The sequence below is a fragment of the Candidatus Rhodoblastus alkanivorans genome, assembly GCF_022760755.1.
In the GTDB taxonomy this organism is placed as follows: domain Bacteria; phylum Pseudomonadota; class Alphaproteobacteria; order Rhizobiales; family Beijerinckiaceae; genus Rhodoblastus; species Rhodoblastus alkanivorans.
Window position 1 is genome coordinate 2,547,588 of the sequence record NZ_JAIVFP010000001.1, and the last position, 25,584, is coordinate 2,573,171.

General features: G+C 64.7%; 22 protein-coding genes. 9 read left to right on the forward strand and 13 right to left on the reverse strand.

The genetic code is table 11. The features are described from left to right. The first annotated feature begins 23 nt into the window (after positions 1-23). Positions 24-272 (forward strand): helix-turn-helix transcriptional regulator, encoded by a 249-nt coding sequence (locus K2U94_RS11805; RefSeq protein ID WP_243067397.1) that lies wholly within the window; start codon positions 24-26, stop codon positions 270-272. A 1-nt stretch (position 273) separates the two neighbouring features. Here K2U94_RS11805 and K2U94_RS11810 read toward each other — a convergent pair whose 3' ends face one another. Continuing rightward, complete coding sequence (locus tag K2U94_RS11810; RefSeq protein ID WP_243067398.1) at positions 274-1,623, reverse strand: tyrosine-type recombinase/integrase; 1,350 nt, start codon at positions 1,621-1,623, stop codon at positions 274-276. A 220-nt stretch (positions 1,624-1,843) separates the two neighbouring features. Continuing rightward, positions 1,844-3,436 (reverse strand): glutamine-hydrolyzing GMP synthase, encoded by a 1,593-nt coding sequence (gene guaA, locus K2U94_RS11815; protein WP_243067399.1) that lies wholly within the window; start codon positions 3,434-3,436, stop codon positions 1,844-1,846. Positions 3,437-3,860: 424 nt separating this feature from the next. Here guaA and K2U94_RS11820 point away from each other — a divergent pair, with 424 nt between their 5' ends. Further along, on the forward strand, positions 3,861-5,531 hold the full coding sequence (locus K2U94_RS11820; protein ID WP_243067400.1) for a glycosyltransferase: 1,671 nt from the start codon (positions 3,861-3,863) through the stop codon (positions 5,529-5,531). Here the strand turns inward: K2U94_RS11820 and tgt are convergent. From tgt to K2U94_RS11855, 7 genes are all read right to left on the reverse strand, one after another. Continuing rightward, positions 5,483-6,616 carry a tRNA guanosine(34) transglycosylase Tgt gene (gene tgt, locus K2U94_RS11825; protein WP_243067401.1) on the reverse strand — a complete coding sequence of 378 codons (1,134 nt, stop codon included), beginning with the start codon at positions 6,614-6,616 and terminating at the stop codon, positions 5,483-5,485. The genes K2U94_RS11820 and tgt overlap by 49 nt on opposite strands. Before the next feature lie 7 nt (positions 6,617-6,623). Then, positions 6,624-7,715, reverse strand: a complete 1,092-nt coding sequence (locus K2U94_RS11830) for a DNA polymerase III subunit delta' (protein ID WP_243067402.1) — start codon at positions 7,713-7,715, stop codon at positions 6,624-6,626. After that, on the reverse strand, positions 7,706-8,368 hold the full coding sequence (tmk, locus tag K2U94_RS11835; protein ID WP_243067403.1) for a dTMP kinase: 663 nt from the start codon (positions 8,366-8,368) through the stop codon (positions 7,706-7,708). Before tmk ends, K2U94_RS11830 begins: the two co-directional genes overlap by 10 nt. Before the next feature lie 61 nt (positions 8,369-8,429). Continuing rightward, positions 8,430-9,734: a D-alanyl-D-alanine carboxypeptidase family protein gene (locus K2U94_RS11840; RefSeq protein ID WP_243067404.1), complete on the reverse strand. Its 1,305-nt coding sequence runs from the start codon at positions 9,732-9,734 to the stop codon at positions 8,430-8,432. Positions 9,735-9,778: 44 nt separating this feature from the next. After that, positions 9,779-10,756: a septal ring lytic transglycosylase RlpA family protein gene (locus K2U94_RS11845; RefSeq protein ID WP_243067405.1), complete on the reverse strand. Its 978-nt coding sequence runs from the start codon at positions 10,754-10,756 to the stop codon at positions 9,779-9,781. 271 nt (positions 10,757-11,027) lie between these two features. Next, entirely contained in the window at positions 11,028-11,480 is a 453-nt protein-coding gene (locus K2U94_RS11850) for a DNA polymerase III subunit chi (RefSeq protein WP_336606160.1), read from the reverse strand. A 2-nt stretch (positions 11,481-11,482) separates the two neighbouring features. Further along, positions 11,483-13,000, reverse strand: coding sequence for a leucyl aminopeptidase (locus tag K2U94_RS11855; protein WP_243067406.1), 1,518 nt, complete (start codon positions 12,998-13,000; stop codon positions 11,483-11,485). 397 nt (positions 13,001-13,397) lie between these two features. Here K2U94_RS11855 and lptF point away from each other — a divergent pair, with 397 nt between their 5' ends. The 6 genes from lptF (at position 13,398) to rsmA (ending at position 21,166) form a co-directional block, all read left to right on the forward strand. Next, positions 13,398-14,525: an LPS export ABC transporter permease LptF gene (lptF, locus tag K2U94_RS11860; protein WP_243067407.1), complete on the forward strand. Its 1,128-nt coding sequence runs from the start codon at positions 13,398-13,400 to the stop codon at positions 14,523-14,525. Continuing rightward, the gene (gene lptG / locus K2U94_RS11865) at positions 14,526-15,608 is read left to right on the forward strand and encodes an LPS export ABC transporter permease LptG (protein ID WP_243067408.1); all 1,083 of its coding nucleotides are present in this window, start codon (positions 14,526-14,528) and stop codon (positions 15,606-15,608) included. Beyond that, positions 15,608-18,205: an LPS-assembly protein LptD gene (locus K2U94_RS11870; protein ID WP_243067409.1), complete on the forward strand. Its 2,598-nt coding sequence runs from the start codon at positions 15,608-15,610 to the stop codon at positions 18,203-18,205. The genes lptG and K2U94_RS11870 overlap by 1 nt, the downstream gene beginning before the upstream one ends. Before the next feature lie 161 nt (positions 18,206-18,366). After that, complete coding sequence (locus tag K2U94_RS11875; protein WP_243067410.1) at positions 18,367-19,287, forward strand: peptidylprolyl isomerase; 921 nt, start codon at positions 18,367-18,369, stop codon at positions 19,285-19,287. Further along, a complete protein-coding gene (gene pdxA / locus K2U94_RS11880) occupies positions 19,284-20,294 on the forward strand; it encodes a 4-hydroxythreonine-4-phosphate dehydrogenase PdxA (protein ID WP_243067411.1) in 1,011 nt (336 codons plus the stop codon). The genes K2U94_RS11875 and pdxA overlap by 4 nt, the downstream gene beginning before the upstream one ends. Further along, complete coding sequence (gene rsmA / locus K2U94_RS11885; RefSeq protein WP_243067412.1) at positions 20,291-21,166, forward strand: 16S rRNA (adenine(1518)-N(6)/adenine(1519)-N(6))-dimethyltransferase RsmA; 876 nt, start codon at positions 20,291-20,293, stop codon at positions 21,164-21,166. The genes pdxA and rsmA overlap by 4 nt, the downstream gene beginning before the upstream one ends. On the opposite strand, the gene K2U94_RS11890 is transcribed toward rsmA, so the two are convergent. From K2U94_RS11890 to K2U94_RS11905, 4 genes are read right to left on the reverse strand one after another with little or no spacing between them, the layout of a single operon-like run. Further along, complete coding sequence (locus tag K2U94_RS11890; protein ID WP_243067413.1) at positions 21,163-21,582, reverse strand: hypothetical protein; 420 nt, start codon at positions 21,580-21,582, stop codon at positions 21,163-21,165. The two genes, rsmA and K2U94_RS11890, sit on opposite strands and share 4 nt — an antisense overlap. Further along, positions 21,579-21,911 carry a hypothetical protein gene (locus K2U94_RS11895; RefSeq protein WP_243067414.1) on the reverse strand — a complete coding sequence of 111 codons (333 nt, stop codon included), beginning with the start codon at positions 21,909-21,911 and terminating at the stop codon, positions 21,579-21,581. Before K2U94_RS11895 ends, K2U94_RS11890 begins: the two co-directional genes overlap by 4 nt. Positions 21,912-21,951: 40 nt before the next feature. After that, on the reverse strand, positions 21,952-22,896 hold the full coding sequence (fcl, locus tag K2U94_RS11900; RefSeq protein WP_243067415.1) for a GDP-L-fucose synthase: 945 nt from the start codon (positions 22,894-22,896) through the stop codon (positions 21,952-21,954). Then, complete coding sequence (locus K2U94_RS11905; protein ID WP_243067416.1) at positions 22,893-23,630, reverse strand: metallophosphoesterase family protein; 738 nt, start codon at positions 23,628-23,630, stop codon at positions 22,893-22,895. The genes fcl and K2U94_RS11905 overlap by 4 nt, the downstream gene beginning before the upstream one ends. 478 nt (positions 23,631-24,108) lie before the next feature. Here K2U94_RS11905 and K2U94_RS11910 point away from each other — a divergent pair, with 478 nt between their 5' ends. After that, positions 24,109-25,557, forward strand: coding sequence for an exopolysaccharide biosynthesis polyprenyl glycosylphosphotransferase (locus tag K2U94_RS11910; RefSeq protein ID WP_243067417.1), 1,449 nt, complete (start codon positions 24,109-24,111; stop codon positions 25,555-25,557). Positions 25,558-25,584 lie beyond the last annotated feature (27 nt).

The following is a 25,584-nucleotide window of genomic DNA, read 5'->3' on the forward strand; positions in this document are numbered from 1 at the left end:
ATCCAGCAGGAGGCAGCGCAACCATGCTCGTAGCAGACCGTATCGTCCGCATGAAAACCGTTCTCGCCCGCGCCGGCCTGTCCCGTTCCACGATCTACCGCAAGATCGCCGAGGGCACGTTCCCCGCCCAGGTGAGGATCAGCGTCAATGGTGCGGGCTGGCGGGAATCCGACATCGACCGCTGGATTGCCGATCCCGCCGGCTGGCGAGCCACCAATGAACCGACAAAGGGTCGGAAGGATGATGACAGAACAGACGCGATCCGCACGTAGTTCAGAGATCGTCGTCCAGTTCGTCGTCGTGGACCTCGGCGGCACGTCGCTTCGCGTCGGCGATCAGGTCTTTGGCGGATTCGCCCTTCGCCCAGGCGTCAAGCATATCAGCCCAGCACTGAAGCATGATCTTCCGCTCGGCGAGGTAGCGGTTCACGTTGTAGACGGCCGCGATCCGGTTGCGGGGCGCGTGGGCCAAGCTCATCTCGATCCAGCGATCATCGAACTTGGCGCGGTTCAGGCCTGTCGAGAACGTGCGGCGGAGGTCGTGAACGCCGAAACTCTGAAAGTCAGGATCATCCACGCGGATACGCTCCACAACCGTGTCGATCACGCGGTTGAGGGTGGCGTTACTGATCGGCGTGTCGCTGTCGTATCGGCCGGGGTGCAGGTATCGGCTGGTGCCGAACATGGTGCGGAACACCGTCAGAATGTCGAGCGCCTGATCGCTCAGCGGGACGACATGCGCCTTGCCGGCCTTCATGCGTTCGGCCGGGATCGTCCAGCGCGCGGCGGCGAAGTCGATTTCCTTCCATGTGGCGTCGATGAACTCCGACTTGCGGACGCCGGTCAGCAGGACAAACTTCACCGCTAAGCGCAGCGTGGGCTCCGCCGACACATGATCCAAGGCCGCCAGGACCGCGCGGACCTCGGATGGCGACAGGGCGCGCTCGCGCGGCTCGAAGGTGGCGATGGCACTGGTGCGGATCGACTCGGCCGGGTTGCTCACATCCAGTCCGCTTCCCTGGGCATGGCGGAACACCAGCAGCACGACCTCGCGGACATGCACGGCGACGGCCGGCCCGCGCTTCTCCTTCACCTCGTCGCACAGGCGTTTGAGACGCTGAGGCGTCACCTCCCCCAGCTTGAGCTTCGACAACTCTCCTGCGATGGCGCGATCATCGACGGATCGGCGCATCGCCAGGGTGCTGTCAGCCAGTTTCTCGGCCCCCGACTTGGGATCGGCCTTGTGCTTGAAATAGGCTTCCGCCCACCCGCCGAACGTCAGCGCCTCGGCTGACGCGGTGCGTTTCTCCACCTTGGCTTTCGACGGCGACTCGCCCCGCTCGACCTGACGCCGGGCGCGCGCCAGCAGCGTCCTCGCCTCCGCAAGCGACACCTCCATGCCGTATTCCAGCGCGTCGGGCGCCCGTGTCAGCTTGCGCGCCGCCTCGGCGCTATATCGGCCGATGGTCAAGACCTCCTGCCGCCCGTTCACCCGGTACTGATACCGGAACGAGACGACCCCAGTCGGGGTGACGGCCGCGTACATCCCGTCGCGGTCCGTCACCTTGTAGAGCTTGGTCCTCGGCTTCAGATTTTTCAGTTCTTTATCAGTGAGTTCGCTCATAAATCCGCATCCGGTCGGGGGCGAACGGATACCATCAACAGGCGCTGCTGGTACCGGAAGCCCGTTTTTCGACCATCCTGCGCCATACCAACATCGGTACCAACAAAGTGGATCGGCTGGGGTGACATGCAGTGATACGGGGTAGGAGGAAAAATCCTTGTCAGTCAAAGCGATCGTGCGATTACCGGCACGGAGCGAGATGGTCTGAAACCACCCTAATTCACTCCCACTCGATCGTCCCCGGCGGCTTTGACGTGACGTCATAGACCACCCGGTTCACGCCTTTAACCTCGTTGATGATGCGGGTCGCGGCGCGGCCGAGGAAATTCATGTCGAAGGGGAAGAAATCGGCGGTCATGCCGTCGACCGAGGTCACCGCGCGCAGGGCGCAGACGTGGTCGTAGGTGCGGCCGTCGCCCATGACGCCGACCGTGCGCACCGGGAGCAGCACCGCAAAAGCCTGCCAGATCTCGTCGTAAAGCCCGCTTTTTCGGATTTCGTCGAGATAGATCGCGTCGGCCTTGCGCAGGATTTCGAGCTTTTCGCGGGTCACGCCGCCGGGGCAGCGGATGGCGAGGCCGGGGCCGGGGAAGGGATGGCGGCCGACGAAGGCTTCGGGCAGGCCGAGTTCGCGGCCCAAAGCGCGCACCTCGTCCTTGAACAATTCGCGCAGCGGCTCGACCAGCTTCATATTCATGCGCTCGGGCAGGCCGCCGACATTGTGGTGGCTCTTGATCGTCACCGAAGGCCCGCCGGTGAAGGACACGCTTTCGATGACGTCGGGATAGAGCGTGCCCTGCGCCAGAAATTCCGGCGCGCCCTTGCCGTCGGCGGCAATCTTTTTCGCCTCGTCCTCGAAAGTCTCGATGAACAGCCGCCCGATGGTCTTGCGCTTGGTCTCGGGGTCGGCTTCGCCTTCGAGCGCGCCGATGAACAGATCCTGGGCCTGAACATGGACCAGCGGGATGTTGTAATGGTCGCGGAACAGGGTCACGACTTCTTCCGCCTCGCCCATGCGCAGCAGGCCGTGATCGACGAAAACGCAGGTGAGTTTATCGCCGATGGCCTCATGGATCAGCACGGCCGCGACCGCCGAATCCACCCCGCCCGAGAGGCCGCACAAAACCCGCCCCTGCCCGACCTGCGCGCGGATCGCCTTGATCGCCTCGCCGCGAAAGGCGGCCATGGTCCAGTCCGACTTCAGACCCGCGACCTTGTGGACGAAATTGGCGAGAAGCCTGGCGCCGTCGGGCGTATGGGCGACCTCTGGATGGAACTGGGTGGTGAAAATTCTGCGCTTCTCGTCGGAGGCCACGGCGAAGGGCGCGTTCTCGCTGCGCGCCTTGACCGAAAAGCCTTCGGGCAGTTTGGTGACGCGGTCGCCGTGACTCATCCAAACCTTGTAAGAGCCGCCGATCTCCCAGACGCCGTCGAACAGGGCGCTGGGCTCGACGATCTCGACATTGGCGCGGCCGAATTCGGCGTGATGGCCACCCTCGACCGCCCCGCCCATCTGCGCGGCGATAGTCTGCTGGCCATAACAGATGGCAAGAATCGGCAGGCCCGAATCCAGTATGTTTCTTGGCGCGCGCGGAGAACCTTTTTCGGTGACGGAGGCCGGGCCGCCCGACAGGATCACCGCCTTGGGGGCGACCTGATCGAAGGCTTTTTCCGCCGACTGGAAGGGCGCGATCTCGCAATAGACGCCCGCCTCGCGCACGCGGCGGGCGATGAGTTGCGTCACCTGCGAGCCGAAGTCGACAATGAGGACCTTGTCGTGATGTTGGCGGAGGTCGTCTTGCAAGGAGATCATGGCAGCAGTCCCGTCGAAGGGGCCGGATTAAGCCAAGCGACCTTGCTAAGCAAGCGCCGCTCGCGCGTCCATCGTCGCTTGGCCACTCTCCTGGCCTCAGTCAAGCCAACGATTTTTTTAAGAAAATGGAATTTCCGCTGATGACAACGCGAAATGCTTAGATTAACGTGACCCCGCACTCGAAATGAGGCACGGCCCTTAACGGGCCTTAGCTTGCTGTCCAAGTCGTGGGAGGACGTTTCGCATCGATACCGCGTCAGTTTTGACGATGGGGAGTGAGCTTGAGAGCTTTTTCGATGCGAGACAGGACAAGGTAAGGCGGAGCGGAAAGACTTGATTGTCTTTCCGCTCATTTATTTGTAGACCCCAGGACGTCTTCTTTTCATGGGCCGCCGCCCGGCGGCTTTTGGCGCAGGGGCGCGGCGTGAATTCATTGAAATCCTTGATCGGCGAGGCTCTCTGGCGCGCGGCGGCGGCCGGCCCTCCCCGCTCCCCCTGGCTTGCCTGGTTCGAACCGCTTTCCGTGTTGGTCGAAGACGACGAGACGCCGCTACTTGGGGTCATGGCCGCGCTATGGATGCTCTCCCCTGAACTGCAACAGGAATTCGCGCTCGAGTCGCGAAAGGAACGATCCCGCTATATCGGCTGGTGTTGCACCCTCGCCGCCAAGGATTTCTACCTGATGCGCGAGGCCGCCGTGTTCGGCCCGGCGCGCGACTTCTATTTCCGGCCGTCGCGCCTCGCCGCGCATTTCTCGGCCGGCGCGGTTGCGATCCCTTACGCGGTCGCGGCGGTGTTCGGCCTGGCGGAAGAGCCGCGCGCGCCCGACGATGCGGAAGGCGAAAAAGTCGCCCTCGCCCTGCTGAAATGGCAGATCGAAAAAGCCGACGAATTGTTCGGCGGGCCGGACGCCTTCCCTGCCTGGTTCATCGACGCCGCCCAAAAAGCCGGCCCGGATTTCGCGGAGCAATTCGCGCTTCCGCGGATCGTTCCGCTGACGCCGCGCCTGCCGCAACTCATGGGCGAATTTCGCAAGGGCGGCGTCAATATTTACGGCTCTGCCCAGACCGGCGCCGGCGAGGACTTGCGCTGCGGCGCGGCGGCGCTGGCGGCCGCCGGAATCGCGCAGGCCGCGCCCCTGGCGGGAGAGACCGGGGCGCCGGTTCACGACATCAATATTTTCTTCATGCCGGCGCTCGAAACCCTGCGCCTGTTCTGCACGCGCGGCGCCGGTCTTTTCCTCGGAAGGCGCAATATCGGCGTCTGGCCGTGGAGCCTGCCGGAATGGCCGCGCGAACTGGCCTTCTGCGGCTTTTTGGTCGACGAGATCTGGGCGGTGAGCGCTTTCGTGCGCCGCGCCTATGAATTGTCCTCTCCGGTCCCGGTGATCGACATGCCGCCCGCCGTCCTCGCGGCGCCGGTCGCGCCGGATCGCGCCAAATTCGGCCTGCCGGACGAGGATTTCCTTTTCCTGGTCAGCGTGGACGATCCCGCCGCCCTGCCCCGCGCCAATCCCTTCGCCGCGATCCGCGCCTTCCGCGCCGCCTTTCAGGCTCCCGGCGGCGGGGCGCGGCTGGTGGTCAAGACCGTCCCCGGCAAGGCCGGCGACGAGCAGCGCGCGGCGCTGGACAAGGCGGCGGCGGAAGACTCGCGCATCGTCCTGATCGACCGGGAACTGCGGCATGACGACATGCTGGCCCTGATCGCCTCCTGCGACTGCCTGGTTTCGCTGCACCGCGCCGAAGCCTTCGGCCGGACAATCGCCGAGACGCTGGTTCTCGGCCTGCCGGTCGTCGCAACCCATTGGTCGGGCAATGTCGATTATGCCGAGATTGGCGAGCAATATCTCGTCGAAGCCAAGACGGTCGCGCCGGCGCCCGGCGCGGACCCATTCGGCGAGGACCAGCTTTGGGCCGAGCCGGACATGGGCGCCGCCGTCGCCGCCCTCCGCGCGGCGCTTGCCGACCGCTGCCGCGCCGCGCCCGCCATCGCTGCGCGTTTCAGCGCCGAGACGGTCGGGGCGCGCTACGGCCGCCGGCTGGAGCTTTACGGCGTGAAGGGTTCGCCGGAGCGTTCCCAGTCCGCCTTGACCTGACGCCTGTAATCCGCGAAACGCCCTTCGGCGATCGCGGCGCGGGCGCCGGCCATCAGCTCCTGGTAATAGGCGAGGTTCACCCAGGTCAGCAGCATCATGCCCAGGATTTCCTGGCAGCGCACGAGATGATGCAGATAGGCGCGGGAATAATCGCGCGCCGCCGGGCAGGAGGAATGCGGATCGAGCGGACGCGAGTCCTCGGCGTTGCGGGCGTTGCGCAGATTGATCTTGCCCCAGCGGGTATAGGCGAGGCCGTGGCGGCCGGCCCGCGTCGGCATGACGCAATCGAACATGTCGATCCCGCGCGCGATCGATTCGATGAGGTCGTCCGGCGAGCCGACCCCCATCAGATAATGCGGCTTGTCCTCGGGGAGATGAGGCATGACCGTCTCGATCATCGCCAGCATCAGAGCCTGCGGCTCGCCGACCGCGAGGCCGCCGACGGCCAGTCCATGAAAGTCCATGTCCGCCAGAACCCGCGCGCTCTCGATGCGCAAGGCCGGCTCGGCCCCGCCCTGCACAATGCCGAAACAAGCGCGGCCGGGCTGGTCGCCGAAAGCTTTTCGCGACCGTTCGGCCCAGCGCAGCGACAGCCTCATGGCGCGCTCGGCCTCGTCTTTCGAACAGGGCAGCCGGACGCATTCGTCGAATTGCATCTGGATGTCCGAGCCGAGCAGGCGCTGAATCTCCATCGACCGTTCGGGCGTCAGGACGTGTCTGGCGCCGTCGATATGGGACTGGAAGGTGACGCCGTTCTCGTCGAGCTTGCGGAGTTTCGCCAGCGACATGACCTGGAAGCCGCCGCTGTCGGTGAGGATCGGATGCGGCCAGTTCATGAATCGATGCAGGCCGCCGAGCGCCGCGACCCTTTCCGCGCCGGGGCGCAGCATGAGGTGATATGTGTTGCCGAGCACGATGTCGGCGCCCAGAGACCGCACCTGCTCGGGATACATCGCCTTGACCGTGGCGGCGGTGCCGACCGGCATGAAGGCCGGGGTGCGGATGGCTCCCCGGGGCGTCGAGATTTCGCCGAGCCGCGCGCCGCCGTCGCGGGCGATGAGCCGGTAGCTGAAACGGCCGGTCATGCGACGCTCATGCCGCCGCCCGGGCGGCGCCCACCGCTTCCGCGAGGCGCAGAAAAACCACGATGACGAAAGCCCTTTTGTCGAGATTGTAGATTTCCAGGTCGCGCGTCTCGCGCTCCAAAAATTCCCAGGCGTCGGCATAGGGCGCGAGGGCCCTCGGGCCAAGACCGGGATTGCGCCGCAGGGTTTCGCTCAGCCAGCCATAGATGGCGCGAAGGAAGGCGTCGAATTCGCCGTCGGCCTCGCGGGCCGCCACCGCGTCGCCGATGCGGTGGGCAATGCGCCAGTCGAGGTCTGGGAGCTGGGCCAGGGCCTTGGCGGTCAGTCCGTCCACGGCGCCCTCGCCCGCCTCGACGAGGCGCAGGGCCTCTCGCACGGAGCCTTCGGCGCGGGCGCAGGCCCGCGCCATATCGGCCTCGGAAACGCTCACGCCCGCGGCGTCGAGCGCCGCGCGGGCGGCCGAGGCCAGGGCCGGCTCGTCGAGCTTTTGCAGGGTCAGAAAGCGGCAGCGCGAGCGGATGGTCGGCAGGATGCGGCCGGGATGATGCGCGATCAGGAAGAACAAGCTGCGCGGCGGCGGCTCCTCGATCAGCTTGAGCAGAGCATTGGCGCTGCTGACGTTGAGATCGTCGGCGCTGTCGATGATCGCCATGCGCCAGCCGCCCTCGCCGGCCGACTGCTCGAACATGTGAAGGACGGCGCGGACATCGTCCACGGTGATCCGGGTCGCATGTTTCTTGGTCTTGTCGTTCCATTCCCGCCGCAGCAGCGCGAGATCGCCGAAGGACATGGCCGAGAGCCGGCGCGCCGCCGGCGCGTTCGCATCAACCGAGAGGTCTTCGGCCCGCTGCACGGCGGGGAGGCCGGGGTCGGGATGGGCGGCGACGAAACGCGCCATGCGCCAGGCCAAGGTCGCCTTGCCGATTCCCGGCGGGCCGCCGATGATCCACGCCTGCGGCATGCGGCCGGCTCGAAAAGCCTCAAGCAATTCGCGCTCGGCCTTGTCCTGGCCGAACAGCTGGAACGTATCGCGAGGATGCGGCGCCGGCTCGAAACGATCGCTTTCCGGCAGGGCGTCGTCCCGGTCTCTCACGCCCATTGCCTGCCTTCCGTCGCCAGAAGCGGCCATTGTTCGAGACAGGCCGACCAGATCGCCTCCGCGACTTCGTCTTCCGGCTTCGCCGCGTCGACGACCCGGCAGCGCTCGGGCTCGGCGCGGGCGATCCCCAGAAATTTATCGCGCAGCAGCGCGTGGAAGGCGAGATCCTCGCCCTCGAAACGGTCGGCGCCGCCCTGCCCCCGCCGCGCCCGCGCGCGCTCCAGCCCGATTTCCGGCGCGAGGTCGAGGATGAAGGTGAGGTCCGGCCGCACGCCGCCCAGCGTCACCGCCTCGAGAATCGCGAGCATGTTCTCCTCGGCGCCGCCGCGCGCGCCCTGATAGGCCCGGGTCGAATCGGCGAAGCGGTCGCAAAGCACGAAAGCGCCCCGCGCCAGCGCCGGCCGGATGATCCGGTCGATATGATCGATGCGCGCCGCCGAAAACAGCAAGGCCTCGCCGAAGTCGCCGAAGTCGCGGGCCCCGCCGGCGAGGATGATCGAGCGCAGCCTTTCAGCGAGCGGGGTGCCGCCCGGCTCGCGCGTGGCGACGACTTCGCGGGCATGCGTGCGCAAACGCGTGGCCAGCCGGCGAATCTGGGTCGACTTGCCGGCGCCCTCGCCGCCTTCGAAGGTTATGAACCGACCGTTGCGCAATGAAGCCTCGCCTGCGGCCGAACGCCGCCGATTCGGAGTCTGAACGCGAAAAGGCGCCTGTTCAAGGCGTCACGGAGGATTCCGCCGGCGCCGTGGCGGAAGTTTTGGGCGCCGCGGCTTGGCCGGACGCCTTCTTTTCGAGGGAATGCATCGCCATCGCCAGCCCCTTGTGGAAAAGCTGGACGCCGAGTTCCAACGCCGCATCCCTGGCGCGCTCCGGCAGCGGCCCCTGCTCGTCCGCCTCGGCGGTTTTCAGCGGCAGATCGAGCACGAGGGTCGCGCCCTGGTAAACCTTCAGCCGCGCCACGGTCTCGCCAGCGGAAACCGGGGCGATCAGCGGCCCGGTGTAGACGATCTTGCCGGTGAGCCTTTCCGGCGAGCCGCGCTGGACCAGCACCTTGATGGGGGCGTCCGAAACCAGCGGGACCTCGTCCTTTGCGCCGCCATAGACCTTGGCCGTCCCCACGGTCTCGTTGGCGTTGAAGAGCGTTTTGGCATCGAAGCCGTGGAAGCCCCAGTTGAACAGGCGGCGCGCCTCCTCGGCGCGCTCCCTGGCGGTCTTGGCGCCAAGCAGCACCACGATCAGCCTGCGGCCCCGATAAACCGCCGAGCCGACGATATTGTAATCGCCGTCCTTCTCGTTGCCGACCTTGAGGCCGTCGCCGTTGACGTCCATGGACAGGATCGGATTGCGGTTCAGCTGGCGGATCTTGCTCCAGGTGAATTCCTTCTCTCCGAAATAATGATAGTAGTTCGGGTAGGTCTTGAGGATGTGCTCGGCGAGGATCGCCATGTCGCGGGCCGTGGTCACCTGCGCCGGATCGGCGCCGCCCCAGGAATCGGTGAAATGCGTATGGGCCATGCCGAGTTCGGCGGCGCGGACATTCATCATCGCCGCGAAATTCTGCTCCGACCCGCCAATGCCTTCCGCCAGCGCCACCGCCGCGTCATTGCCTGACTGGACGATGAGGCCCCGCAAAAGATCCTCGACCCGGATATTGGTGTTGACCCGCGCGAACATCGTGCCGCCCTGGCGGCCGGTTTTCCATGCGTGCTCCGAGATGTAAAACTGCGTGTCGAGGGTGATCCGCCCTTTCTTCAGGTCCCGGAACACCAGTTCGGCGGTCATCAGCTTGGCGAGCGAGGCCGGCGGAACCGGATCGTCGGCGCCTTTTTCGAACAGCACGGTTTGGGTGTCGAAATCCATCACCAGCGCGTGGGGCGCGGTCGTGGTGATGGTCTGCGCCTGCGCCGCCCCGAGCGGGACGACGAACGCTAGAGCCAGCCAAAGCCGGAGGAGAATGGGCAGGAAACGAGAAAGCACACACGCCTCGTCGGAGCGCGAAATCGCGTCAAACCGAGACATAAACGCTTTCCTCCCAAGACGCCAGCTTTGGGACCGCCCCGCGCTCAGCGGCGCGCGACCGAAACCGGAACGCCGGCGCCCGGAATCGTCCCGAGATCGAACGGCCGCTGCGGAGGCATGGGCGGATTCTTCGGCAAGGGCGCGGCCGGCCTCGAATCCCCGGCGAGCGCCAGACGCTGCGGCGGTTCAGGCGGCAAGGGGGGATTGACGGCTTCGCGGACGCGCGGCGGCGGGTCGTAGGAGACGGGCGTGTCGCGCATGGCGATCCGCTCCACTTCGCGGTCAGGCGCGGCGGCCGGCGGGAAACCGCGCCGTTCCGCGACCTCGGTGGGGGAAAAGCCGAAATCGTTGAGTTCCGCCGGCCTGCCGTCGAAACGCAAGGTCGCCAGCAATTTGCGGTCGTCCGAGCCCGCAAGCGAAGCGCGCCCGACATAGTCGACCTTGACCAGAGACGTGCCGACCGATTTGAAGCCCAGAGTTTCCGCCGCGTGGGCCGAAAGGTCCATCAGGCGCCCGGTATGGAAAGGGCCGCGATCATTGACGCGCACGATCATCGAGCGGTGATTGCGCAGATTGGTCACCCGGGCGTAGCACGGCAACGGCATGGTCGGATGCGCGGCGGTGATCGCGTTGCGATCATAAATCTCGCCATTGGCGGTGCGCCGGCCGTGGAAGGCGTCGCCATACCAGGAGGCGAGGCCGACCGCGCTATATTTGCGCTCGCTCGGCACATACCTATGGCCGGCTATCGTGTAAGGCTTGCCGACGAGATAGCGGCCGCCGCCTTTCGGCACCGGATCGCCGTCGGCGACGACCCGGGGGCTCGCGCGGCCGTAAAGGCCTTCGGGGAAATATTCTTTGCCGTGATGACGGGCGAAATGCTGCGGGGACTGGGCGCAGCCGGCCATGGCGAGGACGCCGACGATGGCGAAGATTGGCCCTGCTTTCACGCGATTTGCGATGGCGCCGATGGTCGGGCGCGCCGCGATGAGCGCGAGTGGGCTGACGGGCGTCTTGGTCACTGGCCTTTTTTCCTTGTTTCCGCCATGCCGGCGCAACCTTGCGGGTCGCCGACGCGCGTCGACGCGGGAGCTGTTCTGCCGAAAAACCACATCATCCGCCATATTGCGTCGGGGAAATTGCCAAAAGATTTAACCAAATAGTTAACCATTTCCTAGGCATGCCGCCGCGAAGGCGCGCGCGTTCCGTCGGATCACGGTTTTGTGAACCCGCCTTAGAATGGTCCCGACAATATGTCAGAAATGCGGCAAAGCCCCGCCGGGCCTTCACGAATCAGGCCTGCTTGCGCCAGCCGCCCTCTTCCGTTTCCTGCCAATAGGAGAGATTTGCGTTGCTTAGGCGCAACAGCCGCCATTGTTCGCGAGCTGTGGCGAGCGACATTTCGTCGCGCCCGTCGAACAGAAGGATCAGGCGCTCGTAGTCGGACCCGGCGAAGGGCTCGGCCGCGGCGCCCTCGACCAGGAATCGAATCCGCGCGCCATTGGGATTGTCGTCGCCGCAGGTCAGCCAGACCGCCTGCAATTCGGGATCGCCGTCGTTCTGCGAGCCGTGCGGCAAGAAGGAATCCTCGGCATAGGTCCACAACAGGTCGTCGATCGCCGCCAGCCGCTCCGGCGTCCGGCTCTGCACCACGGCCCGCCAGCCGCGCTGGAGCGAACGCTCGATCAGGGCCGGAAGCGCCTGTTCGAGTGTTCGCCTTTGCAGCTGGTAGAACCAGAATTCCACGATTATTCAGGCTTTTCGTAATAGTCTTTGACAAGCCGGTCGAGCAGGCGGACGCCCCAGCCCGAGCCCCAGCTCTGATTGAGGTCTCCGGTCGCCGCCGCCATGCCGGTGCCGGCAATGTCGAGATGGGCCCAGGGCGTGTCGTTGACGAAACGCTGGAGGAACTGCGCCGCGGTGATCGAGCCGGCGTGGCGCCCGCCGGTGTTCTTGATATCGGCGAACTTCGAATCGATCAGTTTATCGTAGGCTGGGCCGAGCGGCATGCGCCAGACCTTTTCCCCGCTCTTGGTCCCGGCCTCGGTCAGGCGTTGGGCCAATTCGTCGTTGTTGCTGAACAGCCCGGCATATTCTTGGCCGAGCGCAACCAGAATCGCGCCGGTGAGCGTCGCGAGATCGATCATGAAGGCCGGCTTGTAAGCGTCCTGAACATGCCAGAGGACGTCGGCGAGGACGAGGCGCCCCTCGGCGTCGGTGTTGATGATCTCGATCGTCGTGCCCGACATGGCGGCGACGATGTCGCCGGGGCGCTGGGCGGCGCCGTCGGGCATGTTCTCGACCAGGCCGATCGCGCCGATGGCGTTGACCGCGGCCTTGCGCGAGGCGAGGGCGTGCATCAGGCCGGTCACGCAGGCGGCGCCCGCCATGTCGCCCTTCATATCCTCCATTCCGGCGCCGGGCTTGAGCGAAACGCCGCCCGAATCAAAACACACGCCCTTGCCGATGAAGGCGACCGGCTTGGCGTCCTTGGACCCGCCGTTCCAGCGCATGATGACGACCCGGCTCGGCCGTTTCGAGCCCTGGCCCACGCCGAGCAGCGCCCGCATGCCCAGAGCCTCCATCGCCGGAACGTCGAGAATTTCGACCTCGACGCCGAGTTTTTCCAGCTCCTTGGCCTTGTCCGCGAAGCTCTCGGGATAAAGCAGGTTCGGCGGAAGATTGACGAGGGTGCGGGCGAGATCCACGCCGTCGGCGAGCCCCTGGATGCCGGCGATCGCCGCGCCGTCCGCGCCGGCGATCTTCAGATCGACCGGGCCGCCGTTCTCGGAATCGTCTTTCCGCGCCTTTTTCGTCTTGAACTGATCGAATTTATAGCCGCGCAGGCGCAGGCCGAGGGCGAAATCCGAAGCCGCCGCGGCCGCGTCCTCGGGCGCCGAGGCGAAATCGAACAGGATTCGGGCCAGTTTCGCCTTGCCGAGCTTGGCCACCGTAAGGCCGCCGAGACGCAGGTAATCGACCTTTTCACCCTCCTTGTCGGGCGCGGTCCCGAGCACCAGAAGCCGTTGCGCGGCGAGGCCGGCCGGCGCCAGAATGTCGAGCGCCGAGCCGATCTTGCCCTTGAAGGAGGCGGCCTCGGCGGCGCGCGGAATCAACCCCGCGGCGTCGCCGAGCGCCGAAGCCGCCGCCGCGCCAAGCGCGAGCGCGCCATCGACAAAAATGACCAGGGTGTAGCCTCCGGCTGGGGGCGCCGGGGCCAGAGCCTCCGCGATCGACATGACGCCAAGCGTGACGGAAGCGGACATGGAAACCTCACTTTGAGCGCGCCGCGGCGCGCGGGACGGAGAAAGACTTGCCGCCTCAGGGAAGTTGGGCGGATAGGGATTCGCGTCAATATGCGACGGCTCATCGAATCCGGTCAATGCGCACTGTGCCCGGAAAGTCACGCTCCTTCCAAAGCTTCGCGCCAAGGGGCGCCGCGACAAAACGCAGCCTTGGAAACGCCAAACTGAGCAGGCTATCTAGGGGCGAGGCCCAGGGTTCCGAACTCAGGTCGACAACGCCGTCACGCCCGTCCCGCGACTTGACGTCTTGAACCAAGGCGTCAGCCCGAGGTCGAAGTTCTGGCGTGAGGGCCCGTGCTCTTTGCGGCGCCGCAATTTTGATTTATGTCGAGGCGCGCGCCGCGAGCGAAAGCAGAATATGTCCCTGGTCGAACGCTATATTTTCAAGATCTCCGGCTCGGCCTTCCTGATCGCACTCGGGGTGCTCACGGCCGTGATTTGGCTGACCCAGGCGATGCGCGATTTCGACCTGATGACCACCAAGGGCCAGTCCCTGATCGTTTTTTTCCATATCACCGGCCTGATCATCCCCTCGCTGCTGATGGTCATTTCGCCGATCGCTCTATTCATCGCGACCGTTTTCGCCCTCAACAAGCTCAATGGCGACAGCGAACTGGTCGTCGCCGCCTCGGCGGGCCTTTCGCCCTTCCAGCTGTTCCGGCCCTTCGCCGCCCTGATCGTGGCCGGGTCTCTGTTTTGCGGCGTCATGTCGCTGTGGGCGATGCCCTGGAGCTTTCGCGCCCTGCGCTATGCGATTTCCGAGGTCCATACCGACTTCCTGACCCGAATCGTGCGGCCCGGCGCCTTCAACGGGCTCGATTACGGCCTTTATTTCCACTATCGCGAGCGCGGACCGGGCGGCGCCCTGCTCGGCATTTTCATGCTCGACCAGCGCGAGCCGGGCCAAAGCAACGTCTATCTTGCGGAACGGGGAATCGCGACCAAGGTCGGCGACCAGAATTACCTCGTGCTCCAGACGGGAACGATCCAGCGCCAGGACAAAGGCAGCGCCGCCCCCGCCATCGTGATGTTCGATTCCTACGCCCTCGACCTCGACCGTTTCGGTTCGCGCGCGGATAGCGCGCCGCTGCGCCCGCGCGAGCGCTCGACCTGGGACCTGCTGCACTACGACACGTCCGAACCCTATGTGAAACTGGACGAGGGCCATTTCCGCGCCGAGCTGCACGAAAGGTTCACCGCCCCGCTCTATGCGCTCGCCATGGGCATGATCGCCTTCGCCGCCCTCGGCGCCCCCCGGACCACGCGCCAGAATCGCGGCGTGGCCATTGGCGCGGCGGTGCTCGCGGCCCTGCTGCTGCGGGTCGGCGGCTTCGGCGCCTCGGCCCTGATGGCCCGCGAGGCCTCCGCCGTGCCGCTCGCCTACGCCCTGCCCCTCGGCGGCGCCGCCGTGGCGGCGCTCTATGCCTTCCGTTCCGCTTTCCGGCACCCCTTCGGGCGCGCGCGCGCCGTTTACGCGGCGGCCTGAATGATCGGACCCACGCTCGGCCTTTATCTCGGCTCACGTTTCGTCAAGAGCGTCGCCGTCGTCTTTTTCACGATCTTCGCCCTGATTTATATGGTCGATTTCGTGGAGCTTCTGCGCCGCTCCAGCGACAGCCCCAATGCGGGAACGGCTCTGGTCGCCTGGCTTGCGCTTCTGGACACGCCGATCGTCGCCGAGCAGATTCTCCCCTTCGCCGTCCTGTTCGGGGCGATGGCGGCCTTCATCAATCTCACCCGCAAGCTGGAGCTGGTGGTGGCGCGCGCGGCCGGCGTGTCGGTGTGGCAGTTCCTTGCCCCGCCGCTGCTGGCGGCGCTCGGCGTCGGCCTTGTCGCGATCGGGATTTACAACCCGCTGTCGGCGACGATGAAACAGCGGGCCGAACTCATCGAAGCCGGGCTTTTCAAGAACAAGCTGCTCGCCAATGACACCAGCATGTGGATTCGCCAGACGAGCCCGGTCGGGCAATCGATTCTGCGGGCGGGCGCCTCCGCAAATTCCGGTTTGCATCTGGTCAATGTCACGGCCTTCGTATTCGACAAGACCGGCAAGTTCCTGGAACGGGCCGACGCCGACGAGGCGGACATGATCGATGGCGAGTGGCGGCTCTCCAAGGTGGTGATCGCTGCGCCAGGGGTCGCGCCACGGAGAGTAGATGTTTACCATCTCGCGACTAATCTGCGGCCCAACCAGGTCGTGCAGAGTTTCGTATCGCCTGAATCGGTTCCATTCTGGTCTCTGCCACGCTTTGTGGAAGACACCGAAGAAGCCGGTCTCGACGCAGTGGGGTATCGTTTGCGTTTCCAGTCCCTCCTCGCCTTGCCGGCGCTCCTGGCGGCCATGGTGTTGATTGCAGCCTCATTTTCGCTGAAACTGTCCCGTATGGGCGGCGTCGGGGTTCTGGTTCTGGGTGGCGTCGGAGCGGGCTTCGTGCTTTATGTCGCCACGAAACTCGTATCCGACCTTGGCAACGCGGGGGTGCTGAGCACGCCCGTGGCCGCGTGGTCGCCGGCAATCGTGGCGAATATGTTGGGCGCGCTCACTCTTCTCAATCGCGAGGACGGCTGATGGCGAAGGGTCTTCCCAATCGCCGGACTCGCCGCGCGGCGCGCCGCCGAGGGTCGGGGCGCGCCCTCCGTCTGGGCGCATTCAGCCTTTTCTCGGCGGGACTGGTTCTTTTCGTCGGCGTCCCCGGCCCCGTCCGCGATGCCGCGGCCCAGACATTGGGCGACCGCATCTCCGGCGCAGCCAGCGGCCAGAAGGGCCCGATGGTGGTCGAGGCCAATGAAGTCGTCTACGACGACAAGGCCCATTCGGTGACGGCGGAGGGCGACGCCCAGATCTATTACGAGGGCAAGGTCCTCGAAGCCGACCGGGTCACTTATTTCAAGGACACCGGGCGGGTGCTGGCGGAAGGCTCGGTCAAGCTCACCGATCCCGACGGCTCGGTGACCCATGCCGACAAGATGGAATTGTCCGGCGATTTCAAACAGGGTTTCGTGGACACGGTGCGCGCGGACACCAAGGAGCGCACCCATGTGAGCGCGACCCGCTCGGACAAGGTGGACGCCGACACCACCGTCTTTTACAGGGGAACCTATACCGCCTGCCCGAGCTGCGCCGAACATCCAGAGCGCCCGCCGCTGTGGCGCCTGCGCGCCAAAAAGATCATCCATAAAAACAACGAGCAGATGCTCTATTTCGAAGATGCGACCTTCGAACTCTACGGCTATCCGATCGCTTATTTTCCGTTCTTCTCGACGGCGGACCCGAGCGTGAAGCGTCAATCCGGCTTCCTGGCCCCCCGCATCGCCTACAGGTCCACCACCGGCTATGGCTTGGGCACGCCCTATTTCTGGGCGATAGCGCCGAACATGGACCTGACGGTCACGCCGATGTACCTCATGCGCCAGGGCCTGTGGGGAGACGTCGAGTTCCGCCATCGGCTCGACAATGGCTATTATTACATCGACATCAACGGCATCCATCAGCAGGCGGACAGCGCCTTCGCCCCGCAGCCCTGGGGCTCGGGCGACCAGACCAACCGCGGCGCGGTCACCACCCAGGGCACGATCTGGCTGAGCCAGAAGTGGAAGTTCGGCTGGGACGTGATGCGCGTTTCCGATAAATGGTACGTCAACGATTACGGGCTGCCCAATCCCGTGCTGAACGGAAATTTCTACAGCGAGACCTCATCGTCGGTCTATCTGAACGGTCAGGGCGACCGCGGCTATTTCGACCTGCGCGGCTATTCGTTCCAGGGCCTGTCCAACTTCGACTACCAGCCGCAGCTCGCCGCCGTCTGGCCGATGTGGGACTATAACAAGACGATCGACCTCGCGCCTGAGAAGACCCACGGCATTGGCGGCCAGCTCGAAATCGACGCCAATCTGACCAGCTCCTCGGCGGCGCTCGCCTCCTATCAGCAGGTCGGCGCGATCGAGATCGACAACCTTTACGGCCTGCATCCGGTCTGCAACAATCCCGTCACCGGCAAGCCCGATTACACCCCGGGCGCCTGCATACTCCGTGGCATCGGCGGCAACTATACGAGCGGCACGGTCGAATTGTCGTGGAAGCGCAAGATCATCGATCCGCTCGGCGAAGTCTTCACCCCCTTCGCCTTCCTGCGCGCCAACGGTAATTACCTGAACTATTCAACTTCGGGCTCAGCGACCTTCGGCTCGGACACCATCGCCAACGCCTATCAGAGCAATTACTTCGGGGATAACAACCAGTTCCAGGGCACGATGACGCCGGGCGTGGGTCTTGAATGGCGCTATCCTCTGCTGGCGCGCACCCCCATCGGATCGCTGGTGATTGAGCCGATCGCCCAGATCATCGCGCGGCCGAACAGCCAGATCTCGAATACGATCGTCAATCTGGACGCGCAAAGCCTGGTGTTCGACGATTCGAACCTGTTCGAATGGGACAAATATTCCGGCTACGACCGGTTCGAGACGGGCGTGCGGGCCAATTACGGCGCCCAGTTCACCCTCGACATGGACAAGCACGGCTATGTCAACGCCATGTTCGGCCAGTCCGCCCAGGTCGCCGGGGTGAACTCATACAACACGCCGGACGCCGCCAATGTCGGTCTCGAATCCGGCCTCAATACGCCGATGTCCGATTATATTACGCGCGTCACCTACACGCCCAACAGCAATTACAGCTTCATCGCCAAGGCGCGGTTCAACGAGGCGACATGGGCTCTCGCGCATCTCGACGTCACCGCGCGCGCCCATTATGGGCCGATCGAATTCAGTGGCCAGTTCGCCGATTACGAGCAGCAGCCGATGATCGGCTATATCTATCGGCGCGAAGGACTTCAGTTCAGCTCGAAATATAACGTGCTGGAGCATTATTTCGTCTCCGGCAACATCAATTTCGACCTCAGCCGCCACTATTACTATCCGGATTACCTGCCGACCCCGCAGCCCACGTTCTCGATCGCCGCCTGGGGCATCGGCGCCGGCTATACCGACGATTGCACCAATTTTTCGATCAATTACACCAACGCCATTTCCGACAATTTCGGCAATCCGCCCGCCTATGTGCGCAACCAGACTCTGCTGCTGACGCTCGACCTGCGCACGCTTGGCGACATCAAGGCGCCGATCATGGTCTCCCCCGGCCAGATTCAGGACGGCGTGCGTTACAATTGACGGCGCGGCTGCCGTATATGGTCATCTGGCGTCTTGCCCCACAAACCCTTATGCGGCTAACGTCCCGACCCGATTGCCGCCGCAATTTTCCGAAATGGGATGGACGGCGGCGGATGGCGTCGAGCAAGCGGCTGTAACGGAAAATGGGCATGGCATTCGGAATGAAAGGGAATTTCGGTGGATCGGCGCGACTTTTCGCGCTCGTCCTTATGGCTCTGGCGGCGTGTTGGCCCGCGGCGGGCGCTCGCGCCCAGTCCGTCGTCGCCACCGTCAATGGCGACGCCATCACCACTTATGACATAGCCCAGCGCGCCAGGCTGCTGCGCGCCATCGGCCAGCCCTCCTCCTCCTCGGCGGCGCTCGAAAGCCTGATCGAATCGCGGGTGAAGGCCACCGAAATCAACAAATACCAAATCCACATCTCGGCGAGCCAATTCGGTCCGACGATCCATTATTTCGCCGAAAAGGGCCATATGTCGGACGCACAGCTCCAGCAAAGGGTTGCAGCGGCCCATATCGATCCGAAACACGTCGAGAATTTCTTCGCCATCCACCAGGCCTTCGTGCTTTACGCCCGCGCCCGCAACCGCGCCGTCGAGGTGAGCCGCGAGGCGGTCGACGCCGAAATCGCGCGCGACAAGTCGATCTCGAAGGAAAAGACCTACACCCTGCGCCAGGTGGTCCTCATCGTGCCGCCCTCCGCCGGGGCTGCGGGCCTTCAGGCCGCGGTCAAGAAGATGGCGGCTTTGCGCGCGCGCTTCACCAATTGCGAAACCGGCGTGAAAATCGCCACCGAAATGGGTGATTTCGTGGTGCGCGACCCGATCACCCGCACCTCGTCGCAGCTTGGCGACCAGTTGACCGCGCTTCTCGACAAGACGCCGCTCGGCCACCTGAGCGGCCCGAACCGGGATTCGACGGGCATCGCCGCCGTGGCGGTCTGCGAGCGCAAGGCGGCGGGATCGGACGCCGAACGCAAACTGGCGCAGGACAAGGTCCTGCAGCGGATCGTCGAGAAACAGGCCGATGCGCTTTACGCCGATCTTCGCGCCCGCGCCGTGATCGTCAAGACAGGAAAATGACCGCGTCCCGTCCGCCCCTTTGCCTGACGCAAGGCGATCCGTCAGGCGTCGGACCGGACATTACGCTCACGCTTTACAGCCGAAGCCGCGACGACGGCGAACCCTTCCTCGTCCTGGCCGATCCCGGCCTGCTGCGCCGCCGCGCGGAACGGCTCGGTCTCCCGGTCGAGGTTGTCGAGGCCGAGCCCGAACAGGCGGCGGAAGTTTTTCCTTCCGCTTTGCCGGTGCTGGCGCTGAAAGCGCGCGTCGCCGGCGAGCCGGGGCAGCCCGATCCGGCCGACGCGCCGGCGACGATCGAATCGATTGCGCGCGCCGTCGAACTCGTCCATGCCGGCCGGGCCTGCGCCGTCGTCACTAATCCGATCGCCAAATCCGTGCTCTACCGCGCCGGATTCGCCCATCCCGGCCATACCGAATATCTCGGCGAACTCGCGCGCAAACTTTATGGACGCGCCGTGCGTCCAGTCATGCTGCTGTGGTCGCGGGAGCTCGCGGTGGTTCCGGCGACCATCCATGTCCCGCTGGCGCAGGTTCCCGCCCTACTCACGACCGAGGACCTGGTCGAGATCGGCGAGATCGTCGCCGAGGCGTTCCGCCGCGATTTCGGCATCGCCCGGCCGCGGCTGGTCTTCGCTGGCCTCAATCCCCATGCCGGCGAGGACGGCGCGATCGGCCGCGAGGACATCGAGATCATCGCCCCAGCCGTCGCGCGGCTCGCGGCGCGGGGTCACGACGTTCGCGGCCCCCTGCCCGCCGACACCATGTTCCACGCCGCGGCGCGCGAAACCTATGACGTCGCGATCTGCGCCTATCACGACCAGGCGCTGATTCCGATCAAGACCCTGGCCTTCGACAGCGGGGTCAATGTCACCCTCGGCCTGCCCTTCATCCGCACCTCGCCCGATCATGGAACCGCCTTCGCCATCGCCGGGACCGGGGCCGCGCGGGACACGAGCCTGGCGGAGGCGACAGCGCTCGCGGCAAGAATGGCGCGAGCGCGCGCATGACCGGCGATCCGCCGCCCGGTCTTCCGCCGCTGCGCGACGTCGTCGCCCGGCATGGGCTCATGGCGAAAAAATCGCTCGGCCAGAATTTTTTGTTCGACCTCAATCTCACCGGAAAAATCGCGCGCGCCGCGGGGCCGCTCGAAGAGGCAACCATTCTGGAGATCGGCCCGGGGCCCGGCGGGCTGACCCGCGCCTTGCTGAGCAATGGCGCGAAAAAAGTGATCGCGGTGGAGCGCGACGAGCGCTGCCTCGCGGCGCTGGAGGAAATCGCGGCGGCCTTTCCCGGCCGTCTCGACATTTTTCCCGGCGACGCGCTCGCCCTCGATTATCCGGCCTTCCTGGCCGCGCGCGGCGCGGAGCCGCCGATCCGCATCTGCGCCAACCTGCCCTATAATATCGGCACGCAATTGCTTACGACATGGCTCGCGCTCGATCCCTGGCCATCGTTTTTTGACCGGCTGGTGCTGATGTTCCAGCGCGAGGTCGCCGAGCGGATCGTGGCGACCCCGCGCGAAAGAGCCGATTACGGCCGCCTCGGCGTGCTCGCCAACTGGCGCTGCGAAACGCGCATCCTGTTCGACGTGCCGCCTTCAGCCTTCACCCCGCCACCGAAAGTCACCTCAAGCGTGGTCGAGCTGCGTCCGCGCGCCGATCCGCTCCCCTGCGGGGTTCGGGCTCTCGAAAAGGTGACGCTCGCCGCCTTCGGGCAAAGGCGCAAAATGCTGCGGCAGGCGCTGAAAAGCCTGCCGGGAATAGGCGATCCGGCGCTCTTGCTTGAAGAAGCCGGAATTGAGCCGACGCGGCGCGCCGAAGAAATCGACATAGCGGGCTTCTGCGCGCTCGCCCGCGCCTTTTCGCGACGGACGGGTTAGGACTTCTTCGGCCGCTCGCTTTTGCCGGCGCGCATGAGCGCGAAGATCGCGGTCAAGGCGGCGGCGATTGCGGCGACCAATCGCGGATTTCTGGCCGCGAGCCCAACCGCCAGAGGCGCCGCCCGCACGAGGGCGTTGCCTTTGACCGCATTGACAGCAACGCGAACCTGCGTCGTCGCGCGTCCGAGCGCCTGGACCGCGACCACAAGCAATATCGCGCCCAGCACGAGAGCGCCGCCGCCGACGCAAAGCGCCGCCTGCCACGGCGGAAGATTGGCCAGCAGCGCGAGATAGGCGGCGAAGGCGAAAAAGGCGACGGCAAAAATAAGGAAAATTGCGCCTATGAGCGCGGCGATCGCGAAAAGCCGGAAGCGGCGCGACAGAAGCGCCGTTTCCAGCGGGAAAAAGCTGCTCATGGCCGATGAGCCCGGTTGCGCCAGAGTCCGACAATAAGCCCCACGCCGACCGCTCCCGCCAGCCAGGCGAGCGGATTGCGGCGCACCGATTCGCTGATTTCGGAGACGCCGGCGCGCCCCATTTCGCGGGCGTCCGCGAGATTTTCGGAGGCCGCCTGTTTCACCTGCTTCAAGGCGTCCATCGTCGCGGTGGATTCCGCGCCCAGAAGAGCCGCAAGCTCTTCCATGGCCTTCTGCACGGCCTGCATGGCGTGGGTCACGGCGGCAGAGGAGGCGGCTTCCCCCTGCTGCAGGGCTTCTTCGGGATCTTTCGGCTGTTCGGTTGTCATATGGCCTCTCAAATAAAGTTTCGCCGCCGCCGGGCGAGGGTCACGCGGCGGCCGAACAATGGTCCAGAAACCAGCGATAGACTCCGGCGATCCCCTCCTCCAGGGCAATCGAGGGTCGGAAGCCCAGCGCGGCGATCCGGCTCGAATCCATCAGCTTTCGCTGCGTCCCGTCCGGCCTCGCCGGGTCAAACATGAGTTCTCCCCGAAAACCGACCGCTTTCGCGACGATTTCGGCGAGTTCCCGGATGGTGACGTCATCGCCCGCGCCGCAATTGATCGGTTCGGGATCGTCATAATGATCCATGCAGAATAGAACGCCGCGCGCGAGATCGTCTACATGCAGGAACTCGCGCCGCGGCGCGCCGGTTCCCCAGATCGTGACGGCGCCGGCGCCGCTTGCCCTGGCCTCATGAAACTTGCGGATCAGCGCCGGAAGGACATGGCTGGTCTCAAGGTCGAAATTGTCGTTGGGGCCATAGAGATTGCTCGGCATGACCGAAATGTAGCGGCGCCCGAACTGCCTGCGATAGGCCTGGCAAAGTTTGATCCCCGCGATCTTGGCGATGGCGTACCATTCATTGGTCGGCTCCAGCGGGCCGGTCAGCAGGGATTCCTCCGCGATCGGCTGCGGCGCCATTTTCGGATAAATGCAGGACGAGCCAAGGAAAACAAGCCGGTCCACCCCGGCGCCATGCGCGGCCTCGATGACATTGGTTGCGATGGCGAGGTTCTGATAGAGAAAATCGACCGGGAAGGAATCGTTGGCGAGAATGCCGCCGACCTTGGCCGCCGCGAGAATGACGATGTCCGGGCGCCGGTCGGCCAGCCAGCGGCGCACGGCGGCCTGCTCCGTCAGGTCGAGTTCGGCGCGGTCGGCGGTGAGGATTTCGCCGCCGCCGCGCGCCCGCAACTGGCGCAGGATCGCCGAGCCGACCATGCCCCTGTGTCCGGCGACCCAGATGCGCGGCGCCGCGGGAGGCTTCATTCGAGGATCCATTGCCGGTCCTCCTCCAGAGCCAGGCAGGTCAAACGATTGGTCGCATAGGCGCCCGTGTCGAGATTGATGCGGTTGGCCCGGAACTCCGGCGCCTCGACGGGCGTGTGGCCGTGCACGATCACTTTGCTGCGCCATTCGGCGGAATCAAGGAATTCCCGTCGAATGAACATCAGGTCGCGCGGCTCCTGGGCCGATAAGGGACGGCCCGGCTTCACGCCGGCGTGGCAGAAAAAATAATCGCCGATCTCATGGGACAGGGGCAGCGCTTTCAGGAACGCGATATGTTCCGGCGGCGCCTTCCGCCTCAGTTCGTCCCGGGCCTCCACGAAGCCGGCGCCGCGCATCACATCCGCCACATCGACGCCATAGGACGCGAGCGTTTCAACCGCTCCATATCTGCGCCAGAACTCGAAAATGCGCGGATCGTCGAGCGCGTCGAGCATGGTTTGCTCGTGATTGCCGCGCAGGGCGACGAAATCCGTCGGAAAATCCCTTTTGCTCAGCCGTTCGAGCACGGCGGCGGAATCACGTCCACGGTCGATATAGTCGCCGAGGAAAATGGTCAGCGTCCGCGGCGCATCACGCGAATCGCGCGCGATCTTACCCGCCGCCGCTTCAAGCAGATCGGCGCGGCCGTGAATGTCGCCGATTGCATAGACGCGCAGCCCTGGCGGAATCCTTGGAGTCACCGCCGGTTGGTTGCGCCGAAATTTGAGGATCATCAGGAAATCTCACTCCGCAGATTGTTTTTCGCGGCTCTCCCGTCTCGGATCAAGCACTCTGAAGAGCGAAATGGGCGACGGGACCGGTCTCATCAAGCAGGACGGGCGCCGCTTCAGGCCGAGCGCGCGCAAATCCCTTCGCTCCGATTCTCCAGAATCGGGAGGCAACCCAGGATAGAACGGACGCGCCTGTCGGCGTCGCAGGCAAAGCATTGGTTTTGCGCGGCCTCCGCCTGACCGTTTTGCTAATAATTTATTAAAGACAACGCCATTTTCGTATTAATTGGCGGAGCGCGATATTATCACCGACATCTACGACCGCATTCATTATATGGAATATTGTATATGTCGCAATACAACTTTTCACGTGCAATATTTGATAGATGAAATAAGAATGTTTTTTTCAATACATTTGCCAATAGATTAAACTTAAGCTAATTGTGGAGCGACTCTTTGATCTGCTCCGAAAGGCGTCGTCATGGCCGATGTGGCGTTCCGAGGCGCCGCCGTTTACGGCGATCGAGTCGAAAAAACGTGGGCATCCGCGCCCGGCAACCGCATTTCCCTCGAAAATTTCGTCGTTTTCGTCGTTGCGATCGACGTTCTGGCTTTGCTCGGCTGCGGTTTGGCCGCTTCCCTTTTCCTCTCGCAATACGGGCGGCTCACCTTTGGCCGATTCGACGACCGGGCGGTCATCGTCGGGTTGAGCGCCCTGCTCTATCTGCTCATTTCGCGTGCGATCGGCGCCCATCGAACGGGGCAAATCCTGAACCGGAGGACGTCCCTCAATCGGCTCATGGCCGCGCTTGCGCTCACCTTCATCGCCCTGCTTGTCATTGGCGCCGCAACCAAAACGACGCAAAATTTTTCGCGAATCTGGTTTTTTTCGTGGTTCGCCCTCGCCTGCTCGCTCGCGCCGACTGTCCGGCTCGGCCTGCTCGCGGCCGCGCGCCGGCGCCTTGCACAGGGCGATTTCGTCTTTCGCGCGCTGTCCGTAGGGGTTTTTGCGCAACCTTTGTCCATTGCCGAACTCGACGCCGCGAGCGGCGGCATGGCGCAGGTCGCCCATATAATGGCGCTTGCCGACCTGGAGGACCTGGAAGGCCTGGCCGACTGGATCGCCCGCGAGGAGATCGACCAGATCTATGTCGTCACGCCCTGGGCCCATGCGCCGGCGACATTTCTGCGGCTTCGCCGGCTTCGCCAGTTTTCAGCCGAGATTTTCGTCGTGCCGGACGACGCCAGCATTCGCGCCCATCAATTGGGCGTGGGCGTGATCCACGATCGCGTCGCCCTGCGGGCGGGCGAACGCCCGATCAATGGCTGGGACCGACTGGCCAAGCGGATGCAGGACATCGTCGTCGCCTCCGCCGCGCTGCTTTTCGTCGCGCCGGTCATGCTGCTGATCGCCGCGGCGATCAAGCTCGACAGTCCGGGGCCGGTCCTGTTCAGGCAGAAGCGCGCCGGATTCAATGGCCGTCCGTTCGAACTGCTCAAATTCCGATCCATGTACGCTCATGCCGCCGACGCCCACGCCAGCCGGCAGACATCGCGCGACGATGCGCGGGTGACGAAGGTCGGCCGTTTCATTCGCCGCGCCAGCCTCGATGAATTGCCGCAGTTCTTCAACGTGTTGCGCGGCGAGATGTCGGTCGTGGGCCCGCGCCCCCACGCCTTGCAGACCCGAACCAACGGCCTCGATCTGCGCCAGATCGCCGATCGATATGCCGCGCGTCACCGCGTCAGGCCTGGACTCACGGGCCTCGCCCAGGTCAACGGCTGCCGCGGCGAACTCGACAATTGCGAAAAGGTCGTCACACGGGTCGATTTCGACATCAACTATATTGAAAACTGGTCGACCTGGCTCGATTGCAAAATCATACTGCGCACCGCCCTTCTCCTGTTCTTCGACCGCGCGGCCTATTGAACCGCGGCTTCCAAAGTCGATTGCCGA